This window comes from Ruegeria sp. AF3 (genome assembly GCF_056536285.1).
Map to the genome: position 1 here is coordinate 865,847 of NZ_JBQFJM010000001.1, position 12,371 is coordinate 878,217.

The 12,371-nt window shown below is 57.3% G+C and carries 9 protein-coding genes and 2 pseudogenes; 6 read left to right on the forward strand and 5 right to left on the reverse strand.

All coding sequences use genetic code 11. The features are described from left to right. Positions 1 to 153 precede the first annotated feature (153 nt). Positions 154 to 1,023: a hypothetical protein gene (locus ACR3FC_RS04275; RefSeq protein WP_480473567.1), complete on the forward strand. Its 870-nt coding sequence runs from the start codon at positions 154 to 156 to the stop codon at positions 1,021 to 1,023. A 22-nt stretch (positions 1,024 to 1,045) separates the two neighbouring features. On the opposite strand, the gene ACR3FC_RS04280 is transcribed toward ACR3FC_RS04275, so the two are convergent. Then, complete coding sequence (locus ACR3FC_RS04280; protein WP_480473568.1) at positions 1,046 to 1,906, reverse strand: LysR substrate-binding domain-containing protein; 861 nt, start codon at positions 1,904 to 1,906, stop codon at positions 1,046 to 1,048. Between the two features lie 137 nt (positions 1,907 to 2,043). Between ACR3FC_RS04280 and ACR3FC_RS04285 the strand changes: the two genes are divergently transcribed. From ACR3FC_RS04285 to ACR3FC_RS04300, 4 genes are read left to right on the forward strand one after another with little or no spacing between them, the layout of a single operon-like run. Next, positions 2,044 to 3,216, forward strand: coding sequence for a pyridoxal phosphate-dependent aminotransferase (locus ACR3FC_RS04285; RefSeq protein ID WP_480476799.1), 1,173 nt, complete (start codon positions 2,044 to 2,046; stop codon positions 3,214 to 3,216). Beyond that, positions 3,213 to 4,415 (forward strand): acyl-CoA dehydrogenase, encoded by a 1,203-nt coding sequence (locus tag ACR3FC_RS04290; RefSeq protein WP_209508024.1) that lies wholly within the window; start codon positions 3,213 to 3,215, stop codon positions 4,413 to 4,415. Before ACR3FC_RS04285 ends, ACR3FC_RS04290 begins: the two co-directional genes overlap by 4 nt. 11 nt (positions 4,416 to 4,426) lie before the next feature. Beyond that, positions 4,427 to 6,616, forward strand: coding sequence for a dehydrogenase E1 component subunit alpha/beta (locus ACR3FC_RS04295; protein ID WP_480473569.1), 2,190 nt, complete (start codon positions 4,427 to 4,429; stop codon positions 6,614 to 6,616). Next, a complete protein-coding gene (locus ACR3FC_RS04300; RefSeq protein WP_480473570.1) occupies positions 6,613 to 7,650 on the forward strand; it encodes an ACP S-malonyltransferase in 1,038 nt (345 codons plus the stop codon). Before ACR3FC_RS04295 ends, ACR3FC_RS04300 begins: the two co-directional genes overlap by 4 nt. A 270-nt stretch (positions 7,651 to 7,920) precedes the next feature. Here the strand turns inward: ACR3FC_RS04300 and ACR3FC_RS04305 are convergent. From ACR3FC_RS04305 to ACR3FC_RS04315, 3 genes and pseudogenes are all read right to left on the reverse strand, one after another. After that, a pseudogene (locus tag ACR3FC_RS04305) lies at positions 7,921 to 8,757 on the reverse strand (IS5 family transposase). 66 nt (positions 8,758 to 8,823) lie between these two features. Then, a complete protein-coding gene (locus ACR3FC_RS04310) occupies positions 8,824 to 9,822 on the reverse strand; it encodes a cation efflux transmembrane domain-containing protein (RefSeq protein ID WP_480473571.1) in 999 nt (332 codons plus the stop codon). A 527-nt stretch (positions 9,823 to 10,349) separates the two neighbouring features. Then, on the reverse strand, positions 10,350 to 10,574 hold the full coding sequence (locus tag ACR3FC_RS04315) for a hypothetical protein (RefSeq protein ID WP_480473572.1): 225 nt from the start codon (positions 10,572 to 10,574) through the stop codon (positions 10,350 to 10,352). Positions 10,575 to 11,129: 555 nt separating this feature from the next. Between ACR3FC_RS04315 and ACR3FC_RS04320 the strand changes: the two genes are divergently transcribed. Then, positions 11,130 to 11,885, forward strand: a complete 756-nt coding sequence (locus tag ACR3FC_RS04320; RefSeq protein WP_480473573.1) for a MipA/OmpV family protein — start codon at positions 11,130 to 11,132, stop codon at positions 11,883 to 11,885. A 129-nt stretch (positions 11,886 to 12,014) separates the two neighbouring features. Here the strand turns inward: ACR3FC_RS04320 and ACR3FC_RS04325 are convergent. Next, positions 12,015 to 12,236, reverse strand: a pseudogene (locus tag ACR3FC_RS04325) (DDE-type integrase/transposase/recombinase); the annotation flags it as partial. Positions 12,237 to 12,371: the final 135 nt, after the last annotated feature.

The following is a 12,371-nucleotide window of genomic DNA, read 5'->3' on the forward strand; positions in this document are numbered from 1 at the left end:
AGGACTGCAACCCTCATTTTTAACTCGCACTTGGGGATTGCCCGTTTTCCTGAGAAAGTGCAGAAACCGCACGGTTGGTTCGTTGCAGATTTTCATGCGACGCAAAGACATAGAATGGGATGGACACAGCCCCTGAGGGTAAAAGGACTAAAGATGCAGGTAGTAATCCATGCCGGGGCCGCCTTTGCCGATGAAGGGCAAGTGCTGTCCTCGCTCTCGGCAAACAAGCAGGCCTTGGCGGATTGCCGTGCTGCGATCTTGGGGCCACGCGGCGGACGTCAGTTTGTCAAGGTTCTGTCTGATGCCCTTGCTCAGGATTTGTCTGATGCAGAAACACAGGACGGGCTGCACGCCCTTCTTCCGGATGATCCAAATGTTGATCGTGTCATCCTCTCGAACGACAAGTTCTTTGGCCCAACACGCTCTGCCCTGCAACATGGACAGATTTACCCTTTTGCCGGGCAGCGGACAGCCTATGTGCAGACCTTGCTGGACGATGCTCAGGTCGAAATATTTGTCGGTCTGGTGAACCCCGGTTTTTTCATACCCAAGGTCCTTATGTCGATCCATGAAGATCACCGGCAGGAGATTCTGACCAGCACCGATCTGAGTTGCCTGAGCTGGTTGAGTATGATCGAAGATCTGCGCGATCTTGCACCTCAGGTGCAGCTCACTTTGTGGAAGAACGAACATTTGCCACTGATTCTGGGGGATATCACGCGCGCAATGGCGGGCCTGCCCGGTGACGCTCCTCTGGTGGATGAATATGCGTTGCTGTCGTCGCTTCTGACTGAAACCGGTCAACAGCATGTTCTGGACATCGTGCGGGGCGGCGTCGGCCTCGACAAGGACGCTCAACGCGAAGACCTTGCGCGGGTTTTGGAGGACTATGCCCGGCCCGATGAGGTCGAAGAAGAACTTGATCTGCCCGGCTGGAACGCAGACATCGTTGACGCATTTACAGAGCTTTACGAGCAGGATCTGGCAATCATCCAGACCATGCAGGGCATCCGGATGCTGTAACCCTTCTGTCGCGCCCGCACCCTTACAAATGCCTTTTCGTTTGCCGGATGATCCAGTCCGCAAATGCTTGTACGGCTTCGTTCCTCTGCCCGGTCGGCGTTGCAATGAAATATGCGCTGCCCGAGGCATTCACCAATTGCCCGGTCTGGACCAGCGCGCCCGACGCCAACTCGGCCTCGATCAGGTAGGACGGCAAAATCGCAGCCCCAAGCCCTGCAACTGCGCCTTCGATCAGCATCGAGAACTGATCAAAGCGCATCCCTGGAAAAACCGCTCTGGCGTCAAGCCCAAGGCTGGCATGATACTCGGACCATAGCCCGGGCCGTGAGGTCAGATGCAACAGCGGCAGATCGAACACATGCTGTTCCTCGAAAGGCCGTTGGTCGCCCAACAACACGGGCGCGGCTGCCACGACAAGTTTTTCCGGGAACAGCTTGCGTAGCCGCGCACCGGGCCAGTCTTCGTGGCCAAAGTGAATGGCAAGGTCCACGCGCCGCTCTTCCAGGCTGAACGGTGTTGTGTAGGAATGCAAATCCAGTTCGATCCCCGGATGCAGGTGCTTGAAATCCGGCAGTCTTGGCACCAGCCACCGTGTAGCAAAGGTGGGCAGGACCGCCAAGGTCAGCAACGACGCACCGTCACCGGCCGCGATCGCACGATTGATCGTACCGTTCAGCCGCTCTAGGTCGCCTGCAAGTTCTTCAAACAAAGCGCGACCCGCTTTCGACAAGCGAACGGCACGCCCGACCCGGCGAAACAGCGTCACCCCCAGCGCAGCCTCAAGTTCACGCACCTGGCGGCTAACCGCGCCCTGCGTCACACCAAGCTCCTCTGCTGCCATGGTATAGCTTTCGTGGCGCGCGGCAGCCTCGAAGCTGCGCATGAGGGCAAAAGACGGGAGGGAGCTGATTCTGGGCATATCACTTATGAGTTTTAGTCACAGAAACGATACAAAACAGCGTATTTTTATCAAGTTACTTTGCAGATAGAACCTCAGTCACCTCCAGAGGAAGATTGACAGTGTTTCACCGCGCAAACCGACTAAACGGTATCGAATTGTCCGAAATCGTGCAGATATCCGAGGCCGCCGCACGCTTGCGTTCGGAAGGGCGCGATGTTCTGGCGCTGTCGACCGGTGAACCTGACCTGCCGACCCCGCCCCATGTGGTCGAAGCTGCCCACGCGGCAGCGCTGGACGGCAAGACGAAATACCCGCCGACGGCCGGGGTGCCCGACCTGCGCGCCGAAGTTGCCCGGCAGGCCAAAGCCGAAGTGGCTCAGGTCATTGTGTCCACCGGTGCCAAGCAGGTGATTGCCAATGCGATGCTGGCCAGCCTGAACCCCGGCGACGAGGTCATCATGCCCGCGCCCTACTGGACCAGCTATTCTGACATTGTGCGGATGGCGGGTGGGACGCCCGTCATTCTGCCATGCCCGATGGATCAGGGATTCAAGCTTCTGCCGGAACAGTTAGAGGCCGCAATCACACCGCGCACGCGCTGGCTGATGCTCAACACGCCGTCGAACCCGTCGGGGGCAATCTATACGCAGAATGAAATTGCCGCCCTCGCATCTGTTCTGTCTCGGCATCCACAGGTCTGGGTTCTTGCGGATGAGATTTATCGCCATCTCAGCTTCACTCCGTTTGTTTCAGTGGCCGAGGCGGCCCCTGACCTTGCCGACCGTCTGTTGATCGTCGACGGTGTCGCCAAAGCATGGTCCATGACCGGATGGCGCATCGGCTGGGGGATCGGGCCGGTCGAGATGATCAAGGCAATGGTGGCCGTTCAGGGGCAGGTTACATCGGGCGCCTGTTCGATTGCACAATGGGCCTCGCTTGCGGCGCTGACCGGCAGCCCGGACCTGTTGGAAGAACGCCGGGTCATATTTACCGAACGCCGTGATCTGGTGGTTGCAGGGTTGAACGCAGTTCCGGGGTTGCGCTGCGCGGCTCCCGACGGGGCGTTTTACGCCTTTCCTTCCTGCGCCGGACTGCTTGAGGATCAGGGAGGACCGTTCAAAAATGACGCTGACTTCTGCACCTGGTTGTTGGAAGATGCCGGTGTCGCTCTGGTTCCCGGTCGCGCCTTCGGGTTGCCCGGACATTTTCGCCTGAGCTTTGCTTATGCCCAAGATACAATTGCAGCGGGGCTTGCACGTCTCAAAGCCGCTGTAGAAAGGAAACTCTCATGAAACCACAATCCCGCCCCCAGCTTGGCCCTTTCACTTGGGATGACCCTTTTCTGCTGGAAGACCAGCTGGCCGAAGACGAACGCATGGTGCGCGATGCGGCCAACGCCTACGCGCAGGACAAACTGCTGCCCCGTGTGACCCAGGCTTTCGCCAATGAAGAAACAGACCCCGAAATCTTTCGCGAGATGGGTCAAATGGGCCTTCTGGGCACGACTATCCCCGAAGAATTCGGCGGCATCGGTGCCAGCTATGTCACTTACGGTCTGGTCGCACGCGAAGTGGAACGGGTCGACAGCGGTTACCGCTCGATGATGTCGGTGCAGTCCAGCCTCGTCATGTATCCGATCTATGCCTACGGAACGGATGAACAGCGCCGGAAATACCTTCCGAAACTGGCCAGCGGGGAGTCTATTGGCTGCTTTGGCCTGACCGAGCCCGATGCGGGCTCGGACCCCGGCGGCATGAAAACCGTCGCGAAAAAGACTGATGGAGGCTATGTCCTCAACGGGTCAAAGATGTGGATCTCGAACGCGCCCATTGCTGACGTGTTTGTCGTCTGGGCCAAATCAGACGCGCATGACGGCAAGATCAAGGGTTTCGTACTTGAAAAAGGCACACCCGGTCTTTCAGCCCCGAAGATCGAAGGCAAACTGTCGCTGCGTGCCTCGATCACAGGTGAGATCGTGATGAACAATGTCGAGGTCGGGGAAGATGCTCTGTTGCCGGGTGTCGAAGGTCTGAAAGGGCCGTTTGGCTGCCTAAACCGTGCACGATACGGTATCGCCTGGGGATCTATGGGCGCAGCTGAGGCCTGCTGGCACGCCGCACGGCAATATGGTCTGGACCGAAAACAATTCGGTCGCCCTTTGGCGCAAACGCAGCTGTTCCAGCTGAAGCTTGCGAACATGCAGACGGAAATCGCCTTGGGCCTTCAGGCCGCTCTGCGCGTGGGTCGCCTGATGGACGAAGCCCGCGCAGCGCCAGAAATGATCAGTCTGATCAAGCGCAACAATTGCGGCAAGGCACTTGAGGTCGCACGCCACGCACGTGACATGCACGGTGGCAATGGCATCAGCCAGGATTTCCACGTGATCCGCCACATGGTGAATCTTGAAACCGTGAACACATATGAAGGCACTCATGATGTTCACGCCCTGATCCTGGGTCGCGCGCAAACGGGCCTGCAAGCCTTCGCCTGAGGACGACAAAGATGGATCGCGCAACCATTGTGCATGACAATTTCCTGCGCCGGGTTGCGGCACGGGATTTCCCCGCTGGCGCGACGCCGTCTGGCCCACTGACAGCGTCCGTAGCAGTCGGGCTATATCGCGCGCAATGTCTCAGCCGTGCATTGGACCGCCAAAGCCGGGCAATGCAGAAAGCGGGTCAGGGATTCTATACCATTGGCTCCTCTGGTCACGAAGGGATGGCCGCCGTGGCGGCAGCCCTGCGCCCGACAGACCCTGCTTTTCTGCACTACCGCGACGCCGCGTTTCAGATCGCCCGGTCCGATCAGGTGCCGGGGCAGAGCCCGACATGGGATATTCTGTTGTCCTTCGCTTCATCCTCTGATGATCCGATCAGCGGTGGGCGGCACAAGGTGTTGGGGTCAAAAGCGCTTTGCATCCCGCCGCAGACCTCGACCATTGCCAGCCACCTGCCCAAAGCAGTCGGCGCGGCTTATGCAATCGGGGCAGCCCGCCGTCACAAACCAGAACATGCAGAAATGCCGGACGACGCCATCGTCTATTGTTCCTTTGGTGATGCCTCGGCCAATCATTCCACCGCGCAAGGCGCATTCAACACTGCACAGTGGACATCTTACCAGTCGGTTCCCCTGCCGCTGCTGTTTTGCTGCGAGGACAACGGGATCGGAATTTCGACCAAGACACCACAAGGCTGGATTGCCGCGACATTCTCTCATCGACCGGGACTGAGGTATTTCTCGTGCGACGGGCTCGATGTTTTCGAAACCTACCGTGTCGCTCAAGAAGCCGCCGCCTATGTCCGCAGCCGTAAGAAACCCGCATTTCTGCACATCCGCACGGTGCGCCTGTATGGCCACGCCGGAGCAGATATGCCCACCACGTATATGCCGAAATCCGAGGTCGAAGCTGAAGAGTCGAACGACCCCCTGCTGCACTCCGTCCGTCTGCTTGAACAATCGGGTTCGATGCAACCGGATGACGCGTTGAAGGTATACACCGACACCTGCGACCGCGTAGCGCGCGTCGCCGACAAGGCGATCACCCGCCCTCGCCTGAAAACCGCAGGTGACGTGATGGCCAGCCTGATCCCGCCCGCACGCCCCTGTGCCCCGACCAATGGCCCGTCAGCTGAACATCGGGCTGAGGTATTCGGCGGCGACCTCAAAGCACATGCTGAACCCCAGATCATGTCGCGCCTGATCAACTGGGCCCTGAGCGACCTGATGCTTGAACACGGCGAGATCGTGATGATGGGCGAAGATGTCGGGCGCAAAGGCGGTGTCTATGGCGTGACGCAAAAGCTTCAGGCCCGTTTCGGACCCGACCGGATGATCGACACGCTGCTAGACGAACAGTCGATTCTGGGCCTCGCCATCGGGATGGCCCAAAACGGGTTTACGCCCATGCCGGAAATCCAGTTCCTGGCCTATCTTCACAACGCCGAAGACCAGTTGCGCGGCGAAGCAGCCACCCTACCCTTCTTCTCGAACGGTCAGTACACCAACCCGATGGTCGTTCGCATCGCCGGGCTGGGGTATCAAAAGGGCTTTGGCGGGCATTTCCACAATGACAACTCGGTCGCGGTTTTGCGCGATATTCCGGGGCTGATCCTGGCCTGCCCATCGAACGGCTCCGACGCTGCACGAATGCTGCGTGAATGCGTGCGGCTGGCCCGGGAAGAACAGCGGTTGGTCGTGTTTCTGGAACCCATCGCGCTCTACCCGATGCGGGACCTGCACGAAGCCGGGGACGCAGGCTGGATGCACACTTACCCCGACCCATCCGAAAGGATCGGTTTCGGCGAGGTCGGCGTGGATGGAGATGGCGACGATCTGGCCATCGTTACCTTTGGCAATGGCGTCTACCTCAGCCATCAGGCGCGCAAATCGCTGGAGGCCGACGGGACAAAAACCCGGATAATTGACATGCGCTGGTTGTCGCCGCTTCCCAAAGACGCGCTGACCCGGGCCGTAAGCGGCGCCAAGCGGATATTGATCGTCGATGAAACCCGGCATCACGGCGGCGTGGCCGAAGCCCTGATGGCCCATTTCCACGAAACCACTGATGTGCCGATGGCTCGTATTACCGCCGAAGACAGCTTTATTGCCACCGGCCCGGCCTATGCCGCGACCATGCCATCGAAAGACAGCATCGAGGCCGCAGCAAGATCCCTTATGGAGACGGGCAAATGAGGTCTGCGAAACAAACCGCTGTTGTCATCTGTCCGGGGCGCGGAACCTATAACAAACCCGAATTGGGTGTTCTGGGTCGGCATTTTACCGACAAGGCCCTGCTGGCACATTTCGATGGCATGCGGCGCGCACAGGGTCAGGAAACCCTAAGCGAACTGGACGGCGCAACACGGTATTCCGTGGCAAAGCACACGCGCGGAGACAATGCCTCGGCCTTGATCTATGCCGCCACGCTGGGCGATTTTCGTGCCATCGATCCGGAGAAGATCGACGTGGTGGCTGTGACCGGAAACTCGATGGGCTGGTATTCAGCCCTGGCCTGCGGGGACGCTCTGACCGCCGAGGCAGGGTTCGAGGTGGTCAACACCATGGGAACACTCATGCAGCAGAGCCTGATTGGCGGCCAGTTGATCTATCCTTTCATGGATGCCGACTGGCAGCCGAACCCGGCACGCAAGGCCGAACTGCTGTCTTTGGTCGCTGAGCTCGACGGCACCGGCGCAACCCTCACCCTGTCAATTGATCTGGGCGGGATGCTGGTTCTGGCCGGGGATGAAGCTGGGTTGTCCGCCTTTGAAAACAAGGTGCCTGTGGTGCAGGAACGATTTCCGATGCGGCTGGCCAATCACGCAGGGTTTCATTCACATCTGCAACGCCCAGTTGCCGAAGCCGGTCGCGCCCGTCTTGCCGCAGATCTGTTCCGCCAACCCAATTTGCCCATGATAGATGGCCGTGGTCAGATCTGGTGGCCCGGAGCCTGTGATCTGGATGCGCTTTGGGGCTACACCTTGGGTCATCAGGTGACCGAAACCTATGATTTCACAAAGGCCGTATCACAGGCCGCGAAAGAGTTCGCACCCGACATGTTCATCGTCACCGGACCGGGAACCACACTGGGCGGAGCCGTCGCGCAATGTTTGATCCTGAGCAATTGGGACAAGATGCAGGACAAAGCAAGCTTTCAGACCAGCCAACGCGAAGAACCTTCGCTGATCTCAATGGGGATCGAGGATCAACGCGCACGTGTGACCTGACCTTGCACACCTTGGCGGTTCGCCCGGCGCAAATCGATCTATCGCGGGCACTCCGCTCCACTCTTCGCACCGAACCTTCTGTTCAGAGCCTGCCCAAAAAAGCGCCCTACTTATCAAATCCACGCTTCCGAAACGGGAACAGATGACTGAGCACCCAACCCCGCGCGGTGACCCGTTATCCAATGCTTCAGGTCATTTGGCACCTTCGCGCAAATCGGGACTCTTTCGATCGAGCACCTTGCAGACAGGCGGCCTGTCTAGGGTCAGGATTCATAACCAGTAGATGACTAGAGCCGCGAGCGCGATGGCTGATAGGAAGACCTTGGGACAACGATCATAGCGTGTTGCCACGCGCCTCCAATCCTTGAGCCTGCCAAACATGATCTCGATGCGGTTTCGCCGCTTGTATCTGCGCTTGTCGTATTTGACCGGCGCCTTGCGTTGCTTTCGACCAGGGATGCAGGCGCGTATCCCTTTGTCTTTCAAGGCGTCTCGGAACCAGTCGGCGTCATAGCCACGATCACCCGAGCAGCCAGTCCACATTTGGTATGCTGCTGAGCAGAGCCCGAGCACCGATGTAATCGCTGACCTGCCCGGCGGTAACGAACAGGTTGAGCGGGCGACCTTGGCTATCGCAAATGGCATGCAGCTTGGTATTCACGCCGCCCTTGGTTCGGCCCCTCTCGGCAGCATCCTTCGGATGCGCCTGCCGGGCAGTGAATCAGGCGGCCACGCCCCCCTTTTTCGCGGCCATGCTGGTCGCGGTACGATGTGCTTTCAGATAGGTCGCGTCCACTGCCCGGCAGTCGAAACGCAGTTTCGATGAGAGGGGATCATCACGGTCTTTTCCGCGCCGTGTTCGGCTGCCAGGCCGGCCATCATCCGAGCGAAGATACCTTTCTCACTCCAACGCTTCCACCGGCTATAAAGCGTCTTGTGCGGCCTGTATTCTCTGGGTGCGTCACGCCACCGCAACCCATTGCGATTGATGAAGATAATCCCGCTCAGCACCCTCTTGCCATCGACCCGCGGCTTGCCATGCGACCACGGGAAGAAAGGGGAAAGTCTGGCCATCTGCTCGTCTGTCAGCCAATAAAGGTCGCTCATATCACCGCTCCGTTTTCGAGCCGTGAATCACGCAACGAAGCGAAAATCAATGCATCCTGACCCTAGTTAAAGAGGGTTCAGTGAATCCGGCCAGCGCCTTGAGTGTTCCGTGATCACGAGCAGCACATCTGCGCCGGACAGTGCTTCGCGCGTATCACGGATCATGCGCAGGTTCAGGTCGTCGATAACAGACGCAGAAATCGGCCGGCCGGGATTGTAATAGACTGTAATCAGGAATGTTCGCCCAAGTTTGGTGACGGACAGATCCTGTAGTGATCCTCCATCCTGAACAATAGCAGCACGCAAAGCCCGTCGGGCTGCAGCGATGTCTCCGGGGCTTGCGCTGACGCCCGCCAATTCACCCAATCCTCTGCGAAAATCTGTGACGTAGGTTCCGACCGCCAACAAGCACAGTACTAGGACGATTACCGAGTCGCCCACCGGCGCAACTGGTGCCAGCGGACCGTCGCGGAACAAGTAGACGGCACCCAGCCCTACACCTGCCGCCGCCGTGATCAGCCCGTCGAACATCGCAGCCTTGGACTCGAGCCGCAGGATCGAGCTGTTCTTTCCCATTCGGCGCCAGGTGAAATGATGGAAGCCCCACATGAAGGTGCATGTGAGGCCAATCCCGGCGAAGTAGATGATCATCGGCGCAAAGTTCAACGGCTCAGGCATTATGCCGTTGAGGTAGTTGTAGATATTCTTGATCGCATTCGTTATTGCGAACAAGACCAAGCCGAGAAGAGACAGTGAGCGAAATGTCGCAAAAATAGCCTCGTCAGCGGCGTAGCCGAAAGGGCGTACCTTGTCCGGACCCGCATCGATGCGACGACTGATTCGACGCCCAAGCAGCGCCGAGCCGAACCCGACCAGGGAGAACAGTCCGTCCATCATGATCGCGTTTGAATTCGACAACATACCAGCCAGCACCCCCGCGGCGGCCATGAAAAGGTTTCCCCACATGGCCACGCTGAGAGAGCGTCTTTCCAGCCGTTTTCTGCTATCTGAATTCAGCGTCGTCATATTTTGCAGTCCTGATGTGACATCAATCTGCTCTTCCAATATCCTTCCGTTGATGTTTCGCCAACACTTGTGGTGAATATTAGAAGAATCCGTCAACAGGTCAGTGGTTTATCCCCATGGTATCGCCATTTGTGGACAGGTCCCTTCATAAAGAGTTTTCTTGGCGCCTGAGATCATTTAGCCAGCACTCATTTCTCCGGCCTCACATGATTGTTGATTTCCACTGAAAAGTGACCCGGTAGGCCTGATAGCTTTCACTGAGAATTGACCTTTGTGAACACATTGCTCAGAGGATTTTGTTTGGGGAGACTTGTAGTGATCGGCATGGAATTTTTTGAGTGTCATACGACGCTGGGCATTGCGTGACAAAATGCCAATCCGCGATAATTAACGGCGCACGGGGCTGTCTCGCAACACCGTCAGAAAGTATCCGCGCGAAGGTGCTGTAGAACCGAGGTTCAAGACGCCGCCGCGTTTGAGCAAGTTGGTTCCGTATGCGGATCGGTTGCCTGATGGCTCTGACTTTGCCCAAAGAAACAGCGTGGAGTAGTACAACTTGATTTACGTCAGGCAAAGTAGATCGCCTGACGGATCAGACCAACTGAATTGGCTATACCCCAGTTCAGCATCTGAAAATGTGTGTTCTGGCTTCCTTCGTGGCCGAACCAGTTGCAGAAATAGTTTCCCGCGATCAGAAAAGCGGCCCAGATGGCGCGATACAGCGCGACACTAATCATATCAAGACGTAGCACCGCCAGAAGAGCGACAAACCCCACAGCAGCGCTAGCCATTGCGTTGAGGCCCAGTCACAGACCGGCAACGTCCAGGATGGTTTTCGCAGCCAGTGTGGGCTGTCGCACCTCTTCAGTGCGTAACCGCCCTGTTAAAGGTATGTTCGTACTAGCCCTACGCCGATCCGGCGAACACGATCGCCGGTCTTGTCAAACCAACATGGTCTGATAGGCTTTGGGCGCTCGGTTGGTCTCGTACGACGTTGCTTTGAAAGGCCTTCATCCGAAGTACCTCTTATATTGTTCCATTAGAATTCGTTTGAGGCAAAGAATAGCGTCCAGGGCTTCTTACTCGGACAGTGGGCCCAATTGGGGCAACAAAACGGAGGCGCGTGCATGAATCGGACAATACCTGCAGACCCTTCACAGCCAAACATTCCCTATCGTTCGCGCGCGGTTACGCCAGAATTGAAAGTACTATGTATTCTGGTCGAAGCTGCAAATCGTTGTTTCCCATATGTTGATACAAAACGGTCGCCGATCAGAGCAGGTGTTGGTCTAGTACTGGCAGTAGCTCTGATATCTACTCCCATTCAGTCATTCGCAGAAGTTACCGTGATAGGTCCCGGCGAACGCGTCACAGTGGAGGATGGCGGGCGACAGACGTCGATGATCGTCACAGGTGTTCTGGGCGCACAGGTTGTTCCGGAGTATTTCGGAGCGAATAGCCAGCAGCTTTATCCAATGGGAAGTGTCGAAGTTCCGTTTCTGTTTTCTCAGTTTCTTCGGTATGGCGATCCGGTCCTGACGGAAGATCCATTGGTATTTCCTCCCGGGTTCATTCCCAGGCTATCAGCGCGATATGTTCCGCCACGGGACTCTTCCGACTACCCAGAGCTGACTGGCCTGGAAGATGTCGGTCTATCCATCGAAATCGGCGCAGGGGTCGGATATGTTTCGCGGAACGCCGAAATTTTTGCGGATCTTCGGTATGGGCTGGGCGGGCACGACAGTTTCGTCGCCGCAATCGAAGCCAATTACATAGCGCGCCCGATGGATCGAATGACAGTGCGCTTCGGGCCGCGACTGCTGTTCGGTACAGACAAATATAATCAGACTTATTTCGGAATTACGCCGGACGAAGCCATGCGCAGTCAATACACCGCCTACGACCCAGCTGGAGGGTTGGTCAGTGCAGGGTTGGAACTCGTCGTCACCCACAGGTTCGCCGATACTTGGTGGCTGGAAGTTGGTGCCAAATACGAAAGGTTTCAAGACGCGGCTGCCGGCTCACCCATCGTTCGTAATGGGTCCGCCGATCAGTTCGAAGTGCGTGTTGGTCTCCGTCGCGCCTTTTTAGTGCGCTTCTGACGTGGTCGAAACCTTTTCGCACAGACCACTTGTAGGGGATTTGTTGCAAAGATGTGAGCCCGTTGAGTTGTATCAGCAATCGCCTGTGAGTCAGACGGCGAGCTCAGCGAACTGCTGAAATGGACAGAGTCAAGGCTTGAGTTGGCCCTTGCGGATCATGTACGACACTTCAATTCCGTCGAGCGTTGCCGCCGCTGAAGCGAAGGCCTTGAACCCCAGCATTGGCCGCGTGCGTCTCTTGATGAAACGATGGTCCTGTTCCACGATATTGTTCAAGTATTTCCGCCTCACCATCTCAATCGGGATCGTGCAGACAAAGTCTTTGAGCATTTTATTGATGGCCTTAATCCCCGTTACTCTGATTATGCCTCCTTCATTTTAAAAGTTTTTTCGTGTGTCCAGATGCCGAGCATCAGGATCGCAAGTCTTTTGGCAAGAGCGACAACGCCTTTTTGTGACTGGTAGGGGTTTCGAGAGCCCGAGCCC